Origin of the sequence: Teichococcus globiformis (genome assembly GCF_042646265.1) — a bacterium.
In the GTDB taxonomy this organism is placed as follows: Bacteria; Pseudomonadota; Alphaproteobacteria; order Acetobacterales; family Acetobacteraceae; genus Pseudoroseomonas; species Pseudoroseomonas globiformis.
In genome coordinates this window covers 184,220-204,432 of sequence record NZ_JBHRTN010000003.1, presented here as the reverse complement: position 1 = coordinate 204,432, position 20,213 = coordinate 184,220, and the positions used below count along the sequence as shown (strand labels likewise).

15 protein-coding genes and 1 tRNA gene are annotated in these 20,213 nt (G+C 67.9%); 6 read left to right on the top strand and 10 right to left on the bottom strand.

Going from position 1 to position 20,213, the window contains the following annotated elements:
• Positions 1-40: 40 nt before the first annotated feature.
• From ACFOD4_RS01685 to glgC, 3 genes are all read right to left on the bottom strand, one after another.
• Complete coding sequence (locus ACFOD4_RS01685; RefSeq protein ID WP_379592949.1) at positions 41-2,494, bottom strand: glycogen/starch/alpha-glucan phosphorylase; 2,454 nt, start codon at positions 2,492-2,494, stop codon at positions 41-43.
• 165 nt (positions 2,495-2,659) lie between these two features.
• On the bottom strand, positions 2,660-4,099 hold the full coding sequence (glgA, locus tag ACFOD4_RS01680; protein ID WP_379593001.1) for a glycogen synthase GlgA: 1,440 nt from the start codon (positions 4,097-4,099) through the stop codon (positions 2,660-2,662).
• Positions 4,100-4,152: 53 nt separating this feature from the next.
• Positions 4,153-5,415 (bottom strand): glucose-1-phosphate adenylyltransferase, encoded by a 1,263-nt coding sequence (gene glgC / locus ACFOD4_RS01675; RefSeq protein ID WP_379592947.1) that lies wholly within the window; start codon positions 5,413-5,415, stop codon positions 4,153-4,155.
• Positions 5,416-5,753: 338 nt separating this feature from the next.
• On the opposite strand from glgC, the gene ACFOD4_RS01670 reads away from it, so the two are divergent.
• Positions 5,754-6,947, top strand: coding sequence for a lactonase family protein (locus ACFOD4_RS01670; RefSeq protein ID WP_379592945.1), 1,194 nt, complete (start codon positions 5,754-5,756; stop codon positions 6,945-6,947).
• A gap of 130 nt (positions 6,948-7,077) precedes the next feature.
• The gene (locus ACFOD4_RS01665; RefSeq protein WP_379592943.1) at positions 7,078-9,630 is read left to right on the top strand and encodes a sensor histidine kinase; all 2,553 of its coding nucleotides are present in this window, start codon (positions 7,078-7,080) and stop codon (positions 9,628-9,630) included.
• A gap of 792 nt (positions 9,631-10,422) precedes the next feature.
• On the opposite strand, the gene ACFOD4_RS01660 is transcribed toward ACFOD4_RS01665, so the two are convergent.
• Positions 10,423-10,650, bottom strand: coding sequence for a hypothetical protein (locus tag ACFOD4_RS01660; RefSeq protein ID WP_379592941.1), 228 nt, complete (start codon positions 10,648-10,650; stop codon positions 10,423-10,425).
• A gap of 202 nt (positions 10,651-10,852) precedes the next feature.
• On the opposite strand from ACFOD4_RS01660, the gene ACFOD4_RS01655 reads away from it, so the two are divergent.
• Positions 10,853-12,031, top strand: coding sequence for a fatty acid desaturase (locus tag ACFOD4_RS01655; RefSeq protein WP_379592939.1), 1,179 nt, complete (start codon positions 10,853-10,855; stop codon positions 12,029-12,031).
• Between the two features lie 213 nt (positions 12,032-12,244).
• On the opposite strand, the gene ACFOD4_RS01650 is transcribed toward ACFOD4_RS01655, so the two are convergent.
• From ACFOD4_RS01650 to ACFOD4_RS01635, 4 genes are all read right to left on the bottom strand, one after another.
• Positions 12,245-13,633 carry a sensor histidine kinase gene (locus ACFOD4_RS01650; protein ID WP_379592937.1) on the bottom strand — a complete coding sequence of 463 codons (1,389 nt, stop codon included), beginning with the start codon at positions 13,631-13,633 and terminating at the stop codon, positions 12,245-12,247.
• Complete coding sequence (locus ACFOD4_RS01645) at positions 13,630-14,859, bottom strand: FIST signal transduction protein (protein WP_379592935.1); 1,230 nt, start codon at positions 14,857-14,859, stop codon at positions 13,630-13,632. Before ACFOD4_RS01645 ends, ACFOD4_RS01650 begins: the two co-directional genes overlap by 4 nt.
• Before the next feature lie 192 nt (positions 14,860-15,051).
• Positions 15,052-15,876 carry an amidohydrolase family protein gene (locus tag ACFOD4_RS01640; protein ID WP_379592933.1) on the bottom strand — a complete coding sequence of 275 codons (825 nt, stop codon included), beginning with the start codon at positions 15,874-15,876 and terminating at the stop codon, positions 15,052-15,054.
• A complete protein-coding gene (locus ACFOD4_RS01635; protein ID WP_379592931.1) occupies positions 15,876-16,325 on the bottom strand; it encodes an RbsD/FucU family protein in 450 nt (149 codons plus the stop codon). The genes ACFOD4_RS01640 and ACFOD4_RS01635 overlap by 1 nt, the downstream gene beginning before the upstream one ends.
• 200 nt (positions 16,326-16,525) lie before the next feature.
• On the opposite strand from ACFOD4_RS01635, the gene ACFOD4_RS01630 reads away from it, so the two are divergent.
• The 3 genes from ACFOD4_RS01630 to ACFOD4_RS01620 all read left to right on the top strand — a co-directional run bounded on the left by ACFOD4_RS01630 (position 16,526) and on the right by ACFOD4_RS01620 (position 18,307).
• Positions 16,526-16,600, top strand: a tRNA-Gly gene (locus ACFOD4_RS01630).
• A 308-nt stretch (positions 16,601-16,908) separates the two neighbouring features.
• The gene (locus tag ACFOD4_RS01625) at positions 16,909-17,103 is read left to right on the top strand and encodes a hypothetical protein (RefSeq protein ID WP_379592929.1); all 195 of its coding nucleotides are present in this window, start codon (positions 16,909-16,911) and stop codon (positions 17,101-17,103) included.
• A 214-nt stretch (positions 17,104-17,317) separates the two neighbouring features.
• Entirely contained in the window at positions 17,318-18,307 is a 990-nt protein-coding gene (locus ACFOD4_RS01620) for an aldo/keto reductase (RefSeq protein WP_379592927.1), read from the top strand.
• 20 nt (positions 18,308-18,327) lie between these two features.
• Here the strand turns inward: ACFOD4_RS01620 and ACFOD4_RS01615 are convergent, their stop codons facing one another.
• Positions 18,328-18,660 (bottom strand): DUF3325 domain-containing protein, encoded by a 333-nt coding sequence (locus ACFOD4_RS01615; RefSeq protein WP_379592925.1) that lies wholly within the window; start codon positions 18,658-18,660, stop codon positions 18,328-18,330.
• A complete protein-coding gene (locus tag ACFOD4_RS01610; RefSeq protein WP_379592923.1) occupies positions 18,657-20,204 on the bottom strand; it encodes a PepSY-associated TM helix domain-containing protein in 1,548 nt (515 codons plus the stop codon). Before ACFOD4_RS01610 ends, ACFOD4_RS01615 begins: the two co-directional genes overlap by 4 nt.
• Between the last annotated feature and the right edge of the window lie 9 nt (positions 20,205-20,213).

The window sequence follows — 20,213 nt, the reverse complement described above, 5'->3', positions numbered from 1 at the left end:
CGATCCGGCCGCCTCTCTCCGAAAGCAGCGGTGTCGAGACTCAGCCCGGAGGCGTCGCGAGGCCTGCCGGAACACGCCAGATTTCTTCCGCATAGTCGCGGATGGTGCGGTCTGAGGAGAACCAGCCCACATTGGCCGTGTTCAGCACCGCGCTGCGCCACCAGTCGGCAGGGTGCTGCCAGCGGGAGGCCACCTGGCGCTGGGTGCGCAGATAGCTGTCGAAGTCAGCGGTGACCAGGAAGTCGTCCCGCGCCAGCAATGCCTCGACCAAGCCCTTGTAGCGGTCCGGCTCCTCCGGCGAGAAGACGCCGGAGGCGATGGCATCCAGCGCCGCATCGAGCTCGTCGGAGGCGGCAACGGCGGCGCGGGCGTCGAAGCCGTCACGCCGCAGCGGCACCGCCACCGAGGCATCGAGGCCGAAGATGAAGATGTTCTCCAGCCCGACCCGCTCGCTGATCTCGATGTTGGCGCCGTCCATGGTGCCGATGGTCAGGGCGCCATTGAGGGCGAACTTCATGTTGCCAGTGCCGGACGCCTCCAGCCCGGCGGTGGAGATCTGCTCGGACAGGTCCGCGGCGGGGATGATGTTCTCGGCCAGGGTGACGTTGTAGTTCGGCAGGAACACCACCTTCAGCAGGTTGCGCACCGTGGGATCGCGGTTGACCACGCGCGCCACGTCATTGGCGAGGCGGATGATCAGCTTGGCGCGGTGGTAGCTGGGCGCCGCCTTGCCGGCGAAGAGCTTGACCCGCGGCACCCAATTGCCCATGGGCTGGGCGCGCATGGCGTTGTACAGCGCGACCGTGTGCAGGATGTTCAGCAGCTGCCGCTTATACTCGTGGATGCGCTTGATCTGGACGTCGAACAATGCGTGTGGATCGATCTGCACGCCGGTGCGCAGGTGCACGATGCGCGCCAGGTTCTGCTTGGCCTCCAGGCGCTGGCGCGCAAAGGATTCCTGAAAGCCGGCGTCGCGGGCATGGGGAATGAGGTCGGCCAAACGCTCGGGATCGTCCAGCACGCGGGGGCCGATGGTGTCGGTGATGAGGCGCGTCAGCGGCGCATTGGCTCTCAGCAGCCAGCGGCGGAAGGTGATGCCGTTGGTCTTGTTGGTGATGCGGCCGGGACAGACACGATCTAGCTCGGCGAAGACGGTGGATTTCATCAGCCCGGTGTGCAGGGCCGAAACACCGTTCACCTTGTGCGAGCCGATAAAGGCCAGATGTCCCATGCGCACGCGACGGCCATGGTGCTCGTCGATCAGCGAGGCGGCGGAAAGCAGGCTGTCGCTGGCTCCGGCGGCGCGCGCCGCCTCCAGGTGGCGGGCGTTGATCATGTAGATGATCTGCATGTTGCGCGGCAGCAGGCGCTCCATCAGCGAGACCGGCCAGCTTTCCAGCGCCTCGGGCATCAGGGTGTGGTTGGTGTAGGAGAAGGTGGCGCGGCCGATCTCCCAGGCCTCGTCCCAATCCATGCCATGCACATCGACCAGCAGCCGCATCAGCTCCGCCACGCCGATGGCCGGATGGGTGTCATTGAGCTGGACGGAGTACTTCTCGGGCAGCGTCGAAAGGTCGCCATGGAGCCGCAGGTGCCGCCGGATCAGGTCCTGCAGCGAGGCGGAGGCGAAGAAGTATTCCTGCCGCAGCCGCAGCTCCTGGCCCGCCGGGCTCTCGTCGCCGGGATAGAGCACGCGGGAGATGGCCTCGGCCTTGACCCGCCCGGCCAGCGCGCCGACATGGTCGCCGCTGTTGAAGGCGTCGAGCCGCAGCGGGTCGGTGGCACGGGCCGACCACAGCCGCAACGTGTTGACCCACCGGCCGCGCCAGCCGACCACTGGGATGTCGTAGGCGATGGCCCGCACCACCTCGCCAGGCTGCCAGATCATGCGCTCATCCGGCCCGACGGTGACATGACCACCGAAGCCGATGTCATAGGTGATGCCGGAACGCTCGAACTCCCACGGGTTACCGAGCGACAGCCAGTCCTCCGGCACTTCCTGCTGCTGCCCGTCGCGGATCAACTGGCGGAACAGGCCGTTCTCGTAGCGGATGCCGTAGCCGATGGCGGGAACGGACAGGCTGGCCATGCTTTCCATGAAGCAGGCGGCGAGCCGCCCCAGGCCGCCATTGCCCAGCGCCGCGTCCGGCTCCTGCGCGAAGACTTCTTCCAGATCGGCGCCAAGGCCATGCAACACGCGCCGCATCTGCTCGGTCATGCCGAGATTGCCCAGCGCGTCGGACAGCAGGCGGCCGATCAGGAACTCCAGGGAAAGGTAGCAGACCTGCTTTCGGCCGCTGCTCGCCACCTCGTTGTTGGAGCGGCGCCAGCGATCAACGATGCCGTCGCGGGCGGCAAGCGTTGAGGCCAGGAACCAGTCGCGCGGCGAGGCGCGCTCCTCCCGCCCGCCAACATCGTAGATCATCTTGGACAGGATGGCGTCGCGCAGTGCGGCATCGTCCTGGGCCGGAGCGGGGGTGCAGTCTTGGTTCAAGCGGCGGGCCCTTCCAGTCGGTGGGGAAGCGCCACGGACGATAGAAGACGCCGCACCGCAACGCCAAGTTGTCTTTCTGCCCGGAGGCCGGAAACCGCCCCCTCCCCGGAACAAGAAAACCCCGGAGCGGTATCCTGTGCCTCTCCAAGCCGGAGGGCCGCGTGCTCAGCGGCCTGACAGGATCTCGCGGTAGAGGGTAGCGTAGTGCGCGGCCGGGCGGTTCCAGGACACGTCGCTGTGCATGGCGTTGCTCTGGATCAGGGTCCAGGCGGCCCGATCGCGCCAAAGCGATGCGAGCCGGCGAAGGGCCGCCACCAGGGCGTCCGGCGTCGCGGCAGCGAATTGCACGCCAGTGGCGCAGCCTGCCGCCACCGCCATTTCATTGGCGTCGATCACCGTGTCGGCCAGCCCCCCCACTCGTGCCACCACCGGCACAGCGCCGTAACGCAGCGCGCAGAGTTGGGTCAGGCCGCAGGGCTCGAAGCGGGATGGCACCAGCAGCGCATCGGCGCCGCCCTGGATCAGGTGGGCCAGCCCCTCGTCATAGCCCAGATGCAGGCCGATGCGGCCGGGATGCATCCCGGCAGCGGCCTCCAGCCCGTTCTCGATGGCGCGATCTCCCGTGCCAAGCACCACCAGCCGCATGTTCAGGTCGATCAGCGCGGGCATGGCGGCGAGCAGGGCGTCCATGCCTTTCTGCCAGGACAGGCGGCTGACGACGCCGACGGTGAGGGCTTCCGGGTCGTCCTGCAATCCGAAGTGATCGCGCAGGGCGCGGCGGCTATTTTCCCGCGCCCGGAGGTCGGCTACGGAGAAAGGCGACGGCAGGTTGGGATCGTTCGCCGGGTTCCACACTGCGGTGTCGATGCCGTTGAGAATGCCGGAAAGTTCGGCTGCGCGGTCGCGCAGCAGCCCGGCCAGACCCATGCCGCCCTCCTCCGTGCGGATCTCGGCGGCGTAGGTGGGGGACACGGTGGTGATGCGATCGGCCAGCTTCAACCCGGCCTTCAGAAAACCGATGGCGCCGTAATACTCGACCCCGTGAATCGACCAGGCTTCCCCAGGCAGGCCCAGCTCGGCCAGCAGGGACGCGTCGCACTGGCCCTGGAAGGCCAGGTTGTGGACCGTGAACACGGTGCCCGGGCGGGGTGCGCCGGAATAATGCAGGTAGGCGGGCACGAGCCCGGCCTGCCAGTCATGCGCATGGACGATGTCGGGGCGAAAGCCCGGCAAGGCGCCCTGCCCGATGCGCGCCGCCACCTGGGCCAGAGCCGCGAAGCGCTGCGGATTGTCGGGCCAGTCGCCATCCGGCCCGGCATAGGGATTGCCTTCCCGGCCATAAAGGTGCGGCGCCTCGATCACGAACAGGTCCAACCCGGCGGCGCGGCCCGCCAGCAGCCGCGCCAGCCCGCCGAAGATCGTGCCAAGATCGAGCACCGGCTCGGCATCCTGCATTTGCCGCAGCACGGCCGGGTAGCCCGGCAGCAGGCTGCGCACGGCAATCCCCTGCTCTGCCAGGGCGGCGGGCAGCGCGCCCGCCACATCGGCCAGCCCCCCCGTCTTGATCAGCGGGTACAATTCGGAGGCGACGGAGAGAACCGTCAGGGGCTGCTGGTATTCGGCGGGCATCGGGGACTCGGGGCAGATGGCAGGGCCAATCAGGTGGGCAGGGCGTCGAGCATCGCCTGGGTGATCAGGGTGACGCCCTTCTCGGTCCGGCGGAAGCGACGCGCATCCTCGGCCGCATCCTCGCCCACCACAAGGCCCGGCGGCAGCTCGACGCCGCTATCCACCACCACGTTGCGCAGGCGGGAGTTGCGATTGACCGCCGCCCCGGGCAGCAGCACGGCGCCGCTCAGTTGGCAGAACGAATGCACCCGGACGTTGGTGCAGAGCACGGAGCGGTTGACGGAGGAACCCGAGACGATGCAGCCGCCGGACACCAGGCTGTCCACCGCAGAGCCGCGCCGGCCATCGTCGTTGAACACGAACTTCGCCGGCGGGGTGATCTCGCTATAGGTCCAGATGGGCCAGTTATGGTCGTAGAGATCGAGGGCGGGCACCACGTCGGTCAGGTCGATATTGGCCTGCCAGTAGGCATCCACCGTGCCGACATCGCGCCAGTAATGCTCGGCCTCGGCACCGGATGTGACGCAGCTCTCGGTGAAGCGATGCGCCATCGCCTTGCCCTGGGCGACCAGATGGGGAACGATGTTCTTGCCGAAATCATGCTCCGATTCCGGGTCGGCGGCGTCGCGCCGCAGTTCCTGTGCCAGCAACCTGGTGTCGAAGATGTAGATGCCCATGCTGGCCAGTGCCACATCCGGCCGGCCCGGCATGGCTGGCGGGTCCTTGGGCTTTTCCAGAAAGGCACTGATGCGGCCGTCGGCGTCGGTGTGCATGACGCCGAAGCCGGTGGCCTCCATGCGCGGCACCTCGATGCAGCCCACGGTGACATCGGCACCCGAGGCCTCATGCTGCTGCAGCATGACCTCGTAGTCCATCTTGTACACGTGGTCGCCGGCCAGGATGACCATGTAGCGCGGAGCATAAGCCTCGATGATGTCGAGGTTCTGGTACACCGCGTCCGCCGTGCCGGAATACCAGCCCGCACCTTCCACCCGCTGGCTGGCGGGCAGGATGTCGAAGCTCTCATTGCGCTCGGGGCGGAGGAAGTTCCAGCCGCGCTGCATGTGGCGGATCAGGCTGTGCGCCTTGTACTGGGTGGCGACGCCGATGCGGCGGATGCCGGAATTGATCGCGTTGGACAGGGCGAAGTCGATGATGCGCGACTTGGCGCCAAAGAACACGGCCGGCTTCACGCGCCGCTCGGTCAGCTCCATCAGGCGGGTGCCGCGACCGCCGGCCAGAACATAGGCCATGGCGTGGCGCGCCAGTGGCGCATTGGCAAGCGGACTCATCGGGCGGAGCCCGGATTCGGGCAGGCCTGCAGGCTGAATGACACGTCGTTTCCTCCCCACGGGCCCCTCAGCCACGCGGAATGTGGCGGGCGGAACCGGATCGGAACCACCCTAGTTCAGAGACGATGGGAAATGGCGGAAAGTTGCGGCGCCGAGGCATGCCGGCCGCAGATGTGATCGGCCAAGCTCGCGCCCGGCCCAGATCCGCCCCTCTGGCACCGATTTCGTATCGACTTAAAAACGGACTAGACGGGGCGGCGTGGCGCTGCCGAGATGGTGGGCAGAGGCGGCGAGCCTCCCCGGCGGCGTTCGCGCCTCGTCCGGAGAACAGGGAAGAGATGAAGTCCATGCAGAATGCAGGCAGGCTGATGGGCCTGGGCCTTGGATGCGCACTGGCGCTGGCAGGCGCGGCGCGGGCGGAGATCGCCGTCTCGGGCAACGACAACAAGCGTGCGCTGGTGAACGGCGTGAACACGGTGGTGCGCGATCCCCGGCCCGACACGCTGGCGGTGATCGACCTGTCGGGCGCCGAGCCGCGAATCACCGGCACCGTCCAGGCGCCGCATTCGGTGGTCGGCCCGCCCAATTCCATTGCGGTGACGCCGGATGAGGGCTTGGCGCTGGCCAGCTCGGCCGAAAAGATCGATCCCAACGACCCGACCAAGACCGTGCCCGACAACCGGGTGTCGGTGGTCGACCTGAAGAGCACGCCGCCGCGCGTTGTCGCGACGCTGGAGGTGGGTGCCGGGCCGTCGGGCATCTCGATCAACCCGGAGGGCACGCTGGCGCTGGTGGCCAACCGGAATGCCGGCACCGTTTCCGTGTTGCGCATCGCGGGCGGTCAGGTGAGCGTCGCCGGCGCGGTCACAATCGGCGCCGCCAATACGGGGCCGAGCCATGCGCAGTTCACGCCCGACGGGCGCCACGCCCTGGTGACGCGCGACAATGACAGCATCGTTTCCGTGCTGCGGGTGGAAGGACAGAACGTCACCAAGCTGGAACGCGACATGACGGCGGGAGTGCGGCCTTATTCCGTCAGCGTCTCGCCCGGTGGCTGGGCGGTGGTGGGCAATGTCGGGCGTAGCGCCAACAACACCGGCGACATGGATACGGTGACCCTGATCGACCTGTCGCGCGAGCCGTTCCGCACATTGGACACAGTGACGGTAGGGCCGACGCCCGAGGGCGTGATGGCCAGCCCGGACGGGGTGCATGCCGTGGTGGTGGTGCATAACGGATCGAGCCGCGCCCCCGGCGACCCGTTGCGCGACCGCGCCATGGTGAAGCTGTTGAAGGTGGAGGCCGGGCGCCTCAGCGTCGTGGCCGAGGCGCCGGCGGGCGACTGGGTGCAGGGCATGGCGTTTTCCCGCGACGGGCGGACCCTGCTGATCGGCAACATGGCGGATCGGCAAATCGGACTTTACCGTGTGGAGGGTGACACGCTGACGGCAACGGGACGCAACCTGCCGGTCGATGGCGGACCCGCGGCACTGGGCATGGCACCGGTGGTGCAGGCGGCGCAGCGGCCCTGATCATAAGGCCAATGGTCAAGCCAAAGCGATTCGAAGTTGCCGCCGCCAGATCCATCTCCGATTCGCATTAGGCTTATCTTGATGTTTCCGCCTGATGATCGTGGCCTCCGAAGAACCTTGGACGGTCAGGATGGCTGCGATCTTCTCGCCTGCGGCGCTGTGCCGGCCGCGTGGCCTGCGTGCGCATCTGGCGGCGCTGGCCTCGTTGATCATGATCCCCGCCCTGGGCACGGGCCTGGTGGGGGTCTGGCTGGCCATGGACAATCATCGCGGCGCCACGGAAGCCCGGCTGCGTGAGGCAGCGCGCATCGTCGCATTGCTGGTGAACCGGGAGATCGGCACGCATCTGGCAGCGCTGGAGGCGCTTGCCGCCTCCCCCTTGTTGGACGAACCGGAACACCAGACCTCCGGGTTGCGGCTCCACCTGATACGCGCCGCCAACACTCTGGGCACGCCGCTGTGGCTGTTCGGCGCCGACCTTGTGCCGCTTCTCGATACCGGCTCAACGCCGCAGAGCGGTTTGGCCCGCGAAGATGCTGCCCGTGCTGCCGTGGCCGGTGGCCATCCGGCGCTGGGTCCACTGGAGGGCAGCCCGCAGGCGGCGCCAAGCGGGATCGCGATCGCGGTTCCGGTGCGGCGTGGCGGCCGGAGCCGCGCCATGCTGGCGCTTCACCTTCCGCCTGAACGCATCTCCGGCCTGCTGGCCGCGCCCGAGCTGTTCAACGACACGGTGATCGCGATCGCGAATGGCGCCGGACAGCTTGTCGCCCAATCGCGGGAAGCGGAAGGATCTTTGGGAAGCACCATCCCCGCCTGGGCCGCGACGGCGCACGCAGGCCATCGAAGCGGCCTGGTTTCAGGTCATGGCCCGGAGCGGGTGCGGGTGACAATGGCCTTTCACGCGATCGACGGCACGGCCACCGCCGGGAGCCAAGCCTGGAGCGTCATGGTGATGCAGCCGGCCGGCGGGCACGCCGCCGTCTGGTGGCGGGCCGTCGGGGTTCTGGGCGGCGGCGGGCTGGTTGCGCTGGCCGCGGCACTGGCCCTCGCCTTCTGGTTTGGCAACCGAATCCTGGCGCCACTGGGCCAGCTGAAGCGCGAAGCCGAGGCAGTGGCTTTGGCCGCCGGGGAATTTGCCGAGCCGCCCCAGGTGCCGCCCCCCTCCTCTGGCCCGCTGATCCGGGAGTTCGAGATGCTGCGCCGCGTGCTGGAGCAGGCGCTTTCGGTGCTGAGGACGAGCGAGCGTCGCTACAGCGCGCTGGCCGAGGCGGGCGCCGCCGGCCTGTGGTGGGCGACCGCCCGCGGGTCGATCCTGCGCAGCCGGGGATGGGAGTTGCTCACCGGGCAGGCGGAGGCGGAGATGCGGGGCAATGGCTGGCTGCGTGCCCTTCATCCTGAGGATGTGGCGCCAACCATGACCGCATGGCGCGGTGCCATGGAGGACCGGCGGCCAGTGGATGTGGAATACCGCGTGCGCCTGCGCAGCGGCGCCTGGCGCTGGCACCGGGCTCGTGGCGTGCCGATCCTGGACGGTGCGGGGCAGATTTCCGAATGGTTCGGGGTGGTGGAGGATATCCATGACCGGCGCGCCGCGGAGGCGGAGCTGGCCGCCAGCGAGGCCGGGCTGCGCGCCCTCGTGGAAGCCGCCCCCGACGCCATCGTCGTGATGGATGAGGACAGCATCATCCGCGCCTTCAACCAGGGCGCCGAGAGGATCTTCGGCTATGCCGCCGCCGAGGTGATAGGGCACGACATCGCTGTGCTGATGCCCGGGCCGCTGGCGGCACGCCATGCCGCAGGCATGCGGCGCTTTCTGCAAACTGGCGAGCGGCGGGTGATCGGCGTGGGCGCCGAATTGGAAGGGCTGCACCGCGACGGCCACGCCGTGCCGCTGGAGGCCTCGATCGGCGAATGGCGGGATGCGGGCGGAGCACGCTTCTTTACCGGAGTGCTGCGCGACATCACCGAACGCCGCGCCGCCGAGGAGCGGCAGGTGCTGCTGGCGCGCGAGGTCGATCATCGCGCCAAGAACGCGTTGGCCGTGGTGCAATCGGTGCTGCGTCTCACCCCCATGGAAGAGCCACGCGCGTTTGTGGCAGCGGTGGAGGCGCGGATCGGGGCGCTCGCTCGCGCGCATTCGCTGCTGGCCCAGCAGGGCTGGATGGCTGCCGACCTGGCCGGCGTCGCCGCGCGTGAACTGGCGCCTTACGGCCGTGACGAAGCCGGCGTGCGACAAGGCGTAGTGCTGGAAGGCCCTTGCCTGTCGCTCGCCCCCTCCGCGGTGCAGGCGGTGGCCATGGCTCTGCACGAGTTGGCTACTAACGCGGCCAAGCATGGCGGCTTCTCGGTTCCAGGCGGTCAGGTGACGCTGCGCTGGACGGTGGAGCAGGATGTGCTGCGCATCATCTGGACCGAAAGTGGCGGGCCGCCGGTGCAGCCACCGACGCGCAGTGGCTTCGGCTCGCGGCTCATCCGGACGACATTGCGAGGCCAGCTTGGCGGTTCGGTGGACTGGGACTGGCGACCGGAGGGCATGGTCTGCAGCATGACCCTGCCATTGTCCCGCATCTCGCCACGGCCGCCCCCCGCGGCATCCTTGGGTTCACCGGACGTGGAAACCAGCCAGGCCGGTTGCATACCCCAGGCCATGCCGACGCCGAACCTGGCGGCACAGCAGGCCTGACAGGCTGGCCAAGTGCTGCGTCTCCTGCAAGGCGAACGGGAAGCCTGAAAAAGAAAGCCCCGGGGATCGCTCCCCGGGGCTCACATTGTCTGGTGGCGCTTCCGCAGCCTCAAACCAGGACGGTCGTGGTCGTCGAGGCGGTCCAGCTGGCGGCATGCACCTGAAGCAAACAATGAGACACTGGATCACCTCCTTTCGGTTGTTGCACCTGTCCTGAGCATGGCCGAGGGACAGTGCTGATTGCAAGGGAAATGCGCGTCACGGATGCGGGTCGCGCCGGCAACAGCCGCGTCCAGCAGCAGCAGCACGGGTTCAGGGTAACGGCCGGCGCACAGCGCCGCCTGCAGAACATTGTTCACCTCAGTGGCCTTGGAGTGCCGGCACCTCGCTCGGCTACCTCGTCTATCCAGGACGAGCACCATTATCCGGCACCCAGACGCGCTTGTCGGAATGTTCGATGCCCAGCGCACCGAGACGGTTCGCTCCGCTTTGAAGATGTCCGTGAGTGCGGCGAAGGGCGAGTCCGCGGCCGAATGGCCCCTGCCAGTGGTCGCCTCGGCGCGTCAGGAAGCGAAAACGAGAAGGGAGTTTGGGACGGGAACGGGTTCCACAAGCAGGAAGAACCAGATCCGGCCCCGTTGCGGCACACCTTTTTCTTCCGGGATGGAAAATTTCCAGCGCCTTCAAAGGCAGCATAGGCCGCAGCCGTCCCGTTCGCGGCACCCTCCCATCCGCATCCCCAGGAACGGCGCTCATCCGAGCCCTAAGCTTCGCGAAGGAAGATGCAGGCGTTCAGCAAGCGGAAGGCTCCGCAACCTGATCACCTCGCTCGATCATCTCAAATTCGGGACAATTCTTTTGCGTCGGGCAGAGCTTTTCGTCGAAGGCTGCAGAGAATGGCACCGCTTGCCCGAATTCAATCTCAAGTTGCTGTTTCTCCTGACGAATCTTCGCACATGCGTAAAAGCAGCGCTTCAGCAAGCCGCTGCTGCGAAGGATCCGATCCAGCGGAATCGGCAAGCGGAAACTTTGCTGAACAGCTGGAAGAATTCTCCGAGCTGGCAGTTGCCGCACAAAGAAGCTGCTTGGTGCGCTCCCGAATCGAAGACGGGATTGTTTGGCAATAATTGCACTGCGAGAGGCTTAGCAAACGATACAAATGCGCGGGTGCCGGATACCCCGGCCGATCCCGTCTCTATTATTGAATCCAGGAGAAATTGGCATGAAAATTGCCGCCATTCCGTCCCCTCGCGAGACGAACTTCCAGTCTGTGCGCATGGATCCACGCTCGGAAATGGCCGCGCGCCTGCCTGCCTGGCTGCAGCCATTCCTGACCTGGGTGACCGCGAAACCCGCACCGGGGGAAGAAGTGCGCGAAGTGCCACCCCTGCGGTTCGTTGTCGGCGGCATTGCAGCCATGACCGGAGGTTGCATGTTGAGCGCCGCGGCCGTGCTGGTTGCCATGCCCTGGATGTTGGCCGGGTTGCTGCTGTTCACCGGGCTTCTGGCCACCAGCTCAGGTCTTGGGCTGTATCAGGTGGTGATCTTCCATCACTGCTCGCATGGCACCGTGTTCCGTTCGCGCGAACGAAATCGGCAGGTCGGACGTCTGGTTTCCGCGCTGCTGCTGTTCACGCGATTCGAGAAGTACCAGCATGACCACATGTTGCATCACTCGGCCAACAAGCTGCTGACGGAGGAGGATGAATTCACCGACTTCGTGTTCGGCGTCTGCGGGCTGGAGCCAGGGCTAGAGAAGCGCGAGCTGTGGCGACGGATCATCGTCAAGCTGATCTCGCCCGCCTTCCACGCCACGTTCTTCTATCGGCGCATGAAGGCCGCCATGTTCAGCGGAGACCGGCAGCATGACTGGATGGCCCGTGCCGGTTTCGCTCTCCCCCTGGCCGCGGCGGCCGCGACCGGTGGCTGGGCCGTCTACCTTCTGGCCTGGCTGCTGCCGCTGTCGATCCTGCTGCAGGTGGCCACCGTGTTCCGCATCCTGTGCGAGCACCGCTTCCCCGAGGTTCATCTGATCGAAGCTCGCGGCAAGGCTTTTGTGTGTGCCTCGACCGTCGGCGTTTTTCTGGGCGCCATGCCGCCCGACGCCAGCGCCCGCAGCCCGCGTGGCATCCTGGCCTGGACCGGCTGGTGGGCCGTGATGCTGACCGGTGCGCTGTTCGCCCGTGTCTTCGTGATGGTGGGCGACGCACCCTGCCATGATTTCCACCATCGTCGGCCGGCCACCCGCAAATGGACCGACTATTCCCGTGCGCGTCAGCATGACCAGGATGCGGGATCGCCAGGCTTTCCGGCCAACTACACCGAGAACTGGGGCCTGATCCACGCGGTGGACGCCAATCTCGCGACCCTGTCGGCAACCCCGCCGGGCGTTGTGGCCTGATGACCGGACGGAGGTGAAGATCGGCACAGCGCGTGTTTTCGCTGGTGCTTCCGCCGCTGGAACCCCCAACCTCCAGCATGCCTGTTCTGTCCGGCCTCGCCCTGAGCTGAGACCGGCATGCCTGCCCAGCCGGCCCGAAAAAACACGGGCCGTAAGGCTCTCTCCCTCCCCGCACCCCACGCTGTGTCGAGGATCCTGCCCGAGGGCCGCTCCTCAGCCGGCGGGATTGCCCCCCGGTGGCGCGCCACCCTGATGCACGGCTTCCCCCGGCAGGGTGACGATGGCGGAGGTGCCGACATTCGGCTCGCTTTCCACCACCAGGCTTCCGCCATGGGCCAGTGCCAGGCCGCGGGAGATCGGCAGGCCAAGCCCGGTGCCGGAGGAAGAGCGGCTAAGCCGGTTGTCGATCTGCTGGAAGGGCTCCAACGCGCGGGGGATGTCCTCCGGACGCATGCCGATGCCGGTGTCGCGGATCTCGATCCGGAGACCGCCACCTTGTTCCACCGACACATGGATCGCCACCTCACCGCCGGAATCGGTGAAGCGGATGGCGTTGCTGAGCAGGTTGTCGACGATCTGCCGGAAGCGCGTTCGATCCACGCGGATCCAGACCGGCCCAGGCGGAGGCACGATGGCCAGCCGCACGCCGCGTTCCGTTGCCGTGGCGGAGGCGGCACCGAAGCTGGCCGACACCAACTCCATGGCACCGGTCCAGCGCAGCGTCAGCGGCACCCGGCCGCGCGCCAGCGAGGAGTAATCCAGGATCTCGTTGATCAGCGACAGCAGGTGGCTGGCCGAGGTGTGGACATGGGTGTTGTACTCGCCCACCTGATGCGGCGTCAGCTCATAGCGAGAGCCGGTGGCCATCATCTCCGAAAAGCCGATGATGGCGTTGAGGGGCGTGCGGAGCTCATGCGTCAGCGTTGCCAGGAAGCGCGAGCGGGTGGAGCTGGCCTCCTCGGCCAGGATGCGGGCCTCCCGCATCTCCATCTCGGCCCGCTTGCGCAGCAGGATGTCGATGTAGACCGAGAGCGCGCCTTCCACGACCTCCTGGTCGGCCGTCTCAAAGGGGCGGCTGACATTGCTTTCAGACTGGTTGCCGATGATCAGCGCCGTGCCGCAGGTCTCGTCATAGGCCCAGAGGATATAGGGCACGCGGAGGATGGCGGTGAGCTGGTAGGCCGGCGGCTCGATGCGGGTGCGCGAGGTGGTGAAGAAGAAGGGTGGCACCACGGGCAGCTGCACCGGGCCTGGCGGATCACCGGGCAGGCCGATGCAGTGGGTCACCAAGAAGTTGCCGCTGCCGCGAGGGTGTTCCTGCAGCAGGGCGGCGCGGTCGTGCAGGGTGTTGTCGAGCAGGGTGGCCAGCATGGGCCGGCCCAATTCCTCGGGCGAGCCGCTCTGGTCGATCAGGCGATAGGCTTCGCGGATCAGCTTGGCCACGGTGCGCGAACGGCGCGCCTCGCGGAAGGCCTGGCTCTGCTCCTCCTGCAGCCGCAACAGGGCTGCACCGAGCACGTTGCATTCCCGCCGGTAATAGGCGAGCTCGCGCTCCATCTGACCGTCGCTGCTGACGGCCGGCATGATCTGGGTGTGGTTCATGCGCGGCGCCGCCGCCGCAGCACGGCAAGCACGCCGGTCCAGTCCAGCGGACGGGAATAGCCTTGGAAGGGCGCGATCTCGACACCTGAATAGAAGCCCGCGAAGGGCATGGTCGGGGTGAACCCTTGCAGGACCATCTCGGCCTCCTCCGTCAGTGCGCCGCTGCGGGCACTGGCACGGCCGGCACAGTCGATATACAGCGCCAGCAGGTTGTCGCCGCCTTCCACAAGCCCATTAAGACGCGCCACGCCGTTGCGGGCGGAGTCCAGCATCAGGGCATTGTCGCGCGCCATGATCTGCACCCGGGCGCCCAGGAAGAAGTCGGGCTCGAACAGGGTGACGGAGCCGGTGTCGGGCGAGGCGCGCAGGATCAGCCGGTTCACGTAGGCGTTCTCGTCATAGGGGGCGAAGGGATCGCCCTGCTTCTGCCCCAGCGTCGCGATCAACGACAACTCCTGCCGCTCGGTCTGGCCCAGCGGCAGGCCCAGCATGCGCTCGATCACGGTAAGCGCGGGCTCGCCGTCCAGCTCATACACCTCCATCCCGTCGATGCGGGTGATCTCCATGAAGGTGCTGATCGGGCGGCAGCCATGCAGGATGGCTGTCTCGGCCTCCATGCCCGGCGGGAACACCAGCGCCACGGCCATGTGGTGGCGGATGTCTCGCCCATCGAAGACGAAGCTGTCGGATAGGTTCATGTCGGTCAGCATGCCGCCGCCGAGCAGGGTGACGCGGTGGCCGTTCAGCCCCTTGTGGAACCCCTCGACGATGCGGCTCGCGGGATGCAGGCGCAGCGGCATCTGGCTCGCCACGCTGTCGAACAGCAACAGCACCACGGCGCCCTCGGTCGCGACCTCCCGCACCCGGGCACCGAGCGCCTCACCGCCGCCGACATCGCCGGGCGAAAGATCGCCGAGCACCACCTGTGGCACCACCTCGGCGCCGCTGAAGCCCACCGTGACCAATTCCAGCCCGCTATAGCCGTGGCCGGCACGGGTGATTCCTCCGGCCGAGGCGCCGCCCACCACGGTCACCTCGCCCAGCTCTTGCCGCAGCGTACCCATCACCGTTTCCGGCTGCAGCTTGCCACCGCAAAACGCCAGGATCAGATCCGGCTTCCCGTTGGCGCCGACGGCGCGGGCGCAGGCGCGTGCCGCCATGGCCGCGTCCACGTCACGGGCGTATCCAACTTCGATCAAGGCGCGCGTTTCCAGGGCGAGGGTCATTCAGGCACAACCATACGGCAGCCGAGCAGGGATGACGCAACGCTGTTCTGGCGAAAAGCAGGGATAACGCGTTCGTGTGGCCGCCGCGCCGCAGCGGGCGGCCGGGGCATGCCTGGCTTGCCGTGCAAGGGGGGGTCCGCAGTGATCAGGTTGGCGCCAAGTCCGGTGGCCCGTGGCCGGGAACCGATGGGGTCAGGAGCCGAGGCGGTAGAAGCGGGCGGCGTTCCCACCCAGCACCGCTTCACGTTCGGCGGCACCGAGGCCATCCAGCATGTCCAGGCTGGCCTCTCGCCAGGCGTTGTAGCCCCCTGCAAGATCAACCACTGGCCAGTCGCTGCCCCACAGCACGCGGCCTGGCCCGAAGCAGTCAAGAAGATGGGCGACCCAGGGGCGCAGCACGGCCGTCGTCCAGCCCGGTGCGGCTTCCGTGACCAGCCCGGACATTTTCACATGGATGCGCGGACCGAGAGCGGCGGCGAGCGCCAGATCATCGGCCCAGGGCTGCCAGCTCCCCTCCCGGATGGGCGGCTTGGCGCCGTGGTCGATCACCATCCGGAGGGCGGGATGGCGGGCCGCCAGTTCCGGCACCAGCGGAAGTTGATGCGCCAGGATCAGCAGATCGAGCGGCAGATCCAGCCGCTCCATGGCCGCCAGGGCAGGCGCTACCTCCGGCCTGAGGATCCAGCGCGGGTCCGGCAGATCCTGCAGCATCGGCCGCAATCCGACGAGGCCAGGCGTGCTGGCGCGGGTGGCGATGCGGGCAGATGCGTCCGGCGCCGCCAGATCCACCCAGCCCACCACGCCGAGCACCAGTCCGGCCGAGCCCGCCGCCACTTCCAGCATGAAATCCGTTTCGGCCTCGGTGGCATCCGCCTGCACCAGCACGGTGCCGCCGACCCCGTCCAGCAGTGGCCGCAGGTCATCCAAACCGTAGTCGTGGTGGATCGTCATGTCCGGCGTCATCCAGCCATAGCCGCCGCGGGCGAGTTGCCAGACATGGTGGTGTGCGTCGATCATCACGGGCGGATCACCCCTTTGGTCAGGATGAGGTTGCCGTAGAGGCGGCGCTCGCCGGTCTGCACGATGGCGAAGGCGCGGGCCGCCTCGGCATAAAAGGCGAAGCGGTCCAGCGGAGCCGGCGCGGGTAGCCCGCGGGAGGCCAGAATGGCGGTGAAGGCGGCCACCGCCTCGGGCGGCGGAGCATCCGGCGCGGCATCCACTACCGCCATGCAGCGGATCGGCGCCTCGATGAAGTCGTCGATGGGCAGCAAGGTCAACACCGCCTCAAGCACCGCATCGGCAGCAAGCCCCGCGAGGCGCAGCACTGGACGTGTGCCGGCCGATGAAGCAGCCAGGGCGGCCGCGGGGAAATTGGCGTCCGCCAGGACCAGTGTGTCGCCGTGGCCCATCTCGGCCATGCTGCGAAGCAGATCAGGCGTCAGGAAGGGGTGGATGCCCTTCAACATGGCACGGCTCCTCCGTCAGCCTCTGTGGTGGCCTCGTTGCGCCGGGCGCAGCATGCGCGGGCGGAGAGCGACACCGCAAGGCTGGCAGCGGCGCTTCGATCCGCCCGCGGAAAGATTCGACTTTTTTTGGAACGCCCCACTTCAGGGGACTTGCGAAGGCGCCGACGCCGTGACATATCGCCGCCCACGCCGAACGGAGCGCGGGCGTAGCTCAGGGGTAGAGCACAACCTTGCCAAGGTTGGGGTCGAGGGTTCGAATCCCTTCGCCCGCTCCAGTTTCTTCAACGCAATGCCGTTGCGGGAAACAAGCAGAGGCTCAAGCAGCCTTCTTTAGGCACCATCCCGCCGCAGCCATGGTACAATCTTCTAGCGGGCGCAGTCACGCGCAGGCCTCGTCGGCTCTCGGTTTGCGCCGCCCGCTGTCAGATGCTCCGTCGAGTGCGATCAGGCCGTAGGCGGTGTGACTTCTCGCGATCTGGGCCGGCGAAGAGTTGCCGCCAGCCTGACCACTGCATGAAGCCCCTGCCCTGGCGCCATGATCCGGGCCCTAGCCTTGAGCAATCCGGATAGGCGAGGATCAGGCATGGACCCTATCCTGCGCCTCACCTTCTTCATGTCCCGTCTGTGGCGCAACCCGCCTTCGCGCCGTACGGCGCTGGTCATGCTCCTGGCACTGGGCGTATCGGTCATCCTGGTGCTGGTGGAGCACTGGGGATGGTGGCCGGAAGGCTGGCGGGTGAACCCGCGCGTCACGCAGCCGGGCCTGAGCCGGATGTAGGACGCGGCGCTCCCAGCCGGCAGCGCGACAGATGCAGCGGCGGTCAGAACCGCGTTGCACCAAGCAAGGCGCCCGTGCCGGCAGGACATTCCCCGCCTTCTTCCCGTTCCCGCCCCGATCCGCGCCGCAATGGTGTGCCGCACTGGTGCGCCGCACCGGGCCGCAGCACAATACCCCCGGCGGGCTCCCCCAGCCCGGAACACGGGAGAAAGCGATGCTGCTCGAACAACGCCCCTTCGGCCCCGAAGGCCATTCCGTTTCCCAGCTCGGTTTCGGCTGCGGCGGCGTCGGCGGCCTCATGGTACGCGGAGCGCGTCAGGATCAGGAGCGCGCAATTGCCCTCGCACTCGAAGCCGGCATCACCTATTTCGACACCGCCGTTCAATATGGCAACGGCGCGTCGGAAGAAAATCTGGGTGCGGTGCTGCGCAGGCTCGCCGCGAAGGATGCGCTGGTCGGCACCAAGGTACGCCTGCATTCCAGTGAGTTCGGCAACATCCGCCAGGCGGTCACCGCCTCGCTGGACGGCAGCCTGAAGCGACTGCAGCGCGACCGGGCCGACATCTTCTACCTGCACAACGAGGTCACGCTGGAAGGCGGCGGCGAGGATCTCAGCCTGCGTCAGGTGCTGGAGGAAGTGGTGCCGGCCTTCGAGGCGCTGCGGGCCGCGGGCAAGTTCCGCCTGCCCGCCTTCACCGCGGTGGGCGAGACGGCCGCGCTGCATGGCGTGATCGATGCCGGTTTCTTCAGCGGAGCGCAGGTCATCTACAACATGCTGAACCCTTCGGCCGGCGCGCCGCCGCCGTCCGGCCATGCGGCACAGGATTATGGGCTGCTGCTGGACCGGATGCGGGCTGCCCGCATGGGTGCGGTCGGCATCCGCGTGCTGGCAGGGGGAGCCCTCAGCGGCTCGGCCGAGCGGCATCCCGTGGCCAGCCCCGCCCCAGCGCCGATGGGCTCCGGCACCTCCTACGACGCGGATCTGGCGCAGGCGCGGAAGCTGATGCCGCTGGTCCGGGAAGGCTTCGCCGCTTCCTTGCCGGAAGCCGCCATCCGCTTCGCCATGGCGCATCCGGGCATGAGCACGATCCTGGTAGGCATGGCCAGCGTCGAGGAGTTCGAGGGCTCGCTGGCAGCCGTGCTGAAGGGTCCGCTGCCCGAAGCGGCATTGCGCCGGGTGGCGGAACTGGCAGCGGGCGGCTGAGTCTTGCTTGTCGCAGCTGCCTAGCCCGTCAGCAGGACCATCAGCGGGCTGGACAACAATGCCAGCCCGCCCAGCGCCAGCGAAAGGCGTGGCGCGTAGGTGAGCAGCAGGGCGACCGTCAGTGCCGCGGCATGCAGCGCGCCCGCCCACAGAACCAGCCCGAAGCCCCATCCCAAGGCATTCACCAGCGCCACGGCCGAAGCGCCGAGCAGCAGCCAGCCCGCGATGCCGCAAAGGCGCCGCCGCAGCGGCGGGATGCGCCTGGTGCCGAGGAGCTGCTCATGATGGCGCTCCATGGCCAGCGACAGGGCCAGGAACCCGGCATAGGCCAGGGCAAAGCCGGGCAAGGTCACAGCGCCTTCCCCCCCGTCGCCCGGTCCCCGGGCAGGGCCGGCCTGGCGGGTTGCCGCTCGGCCGGGCGCCGCGCCAGCTTCCACGCAATGGTGCCCAGCAGAGCGGCGCAGCCCAGCAGACCGAGGTCGAAGCCGGCGCGCAGCATGTCGCCCGCGGCAAGGCTGTTGCCAAGGTGTCGCCCGGTCAATGCGCCATCCAGCAGCGGCAGCAGGGCAAACAGGGCCGCCCCGGTGGCAAACTGATCCACCCAGGCGCGTCGCCCCCGACGCAGCAGCGGATGCAGCAGGCAGGCGCCCCAGGCGATGAAGAAGGCGTGCACCTCCCATTCCGCCCGGCTCGCCATCTCCAGCGGCAGCAGGCGGTTGGCCCAGAAAAAAACGGCCATGGCGAGCGGCAGGCCTGCGATGGCGGCAATGTTGAGGTGCTCCACCAGATGCGTGCCAAGGCCGACGTGCCCGCGCCTGGACGCCTGCTGGCGTTGCTTCACCGCCCAGTGGATGCAGCCCGTGGCGATCATGGCGGTGCCGGCGAGCCCGGCCAGGATCAACAGCGCCCGCAGCAGCGGTCCCGCGAAGCGGCCGATATGCAGACCATAAAGCACTCCACGCGTTTCCGACGCGCCGCCTCCCGGGCCGCGCGCCGAGATCACCTGGCCGGTCTGGCCGTCAAAGACGATGCTTTGCGGGTCGTAGGAGATGCGCTCGGCCTCGGCGCGGACGATCTGCACGGTGGCCGCCGCGTCCCCGGGATTGTTGACGGTGAGCCGCCCCGCGCGGCCGCCCTGCCATTGCCGCCCCGCCTCCTCTAGCATCGGCCCAACGGAAGCGAGCGGTGCCTTCCGCCCGGAGGCCGGGCGTGTCGGGGCGGTGCCGAAGACCTCCTGGTTGAAGGCGGCGCGCCCCTCCGGGTAAGCGCGGTCGATGCCCCAGGGCATCAGCATCACCATCAGCAGCACGAGCCCCGTATAGGTGATCATCAGGTGGAAAGGCAGCGCGAGAACGGCGGAAAGGTTGTGTGCGTCGAGCCAGGAGCGCTGTCCCTTGGCGGGCCGGAAGGTGAAGAAATCGGCGAAGATGCGGCGGTGGGTGATGACACCGCTGAGAATCGCCACCAGCATGAACATCGTGCAGATGCTGACGATCCAGCGCCCCCACAGCACGCTGACGTAGTGCAGTTGGAAGTGGAAGCGGTAGAAGAATTCGCCGCCGCGCGTGGCGCGGGCAGTGAGCGGCTCCCCCGTGAGAGGGTCAAGCACCGCGTCGCGGAACCGCCGCCCGCCCGCCCCGGCCTCGCGCCAGAAGACGCGGATGGTTGGCTCGCGCGCATCCGGCAGGGTGATGAACCAGACCGGCGATTCCGGTGCCAGGCGGCTCATGGCCGCGACCGCCACCTCGGCATCCCGCGGTGCGGGCGCCGTCACCGGCAGTTCGGGCCGCATCCAGGCGGAAATCTCGGGGCGCAAATAGGCCGCCGTGCCGGTCAGGAAGATGGCATAGAGCATCCAGCCGACCAGCAGGCCCGACCAGGTATGCAACCAGGCCATGCTCTGGCG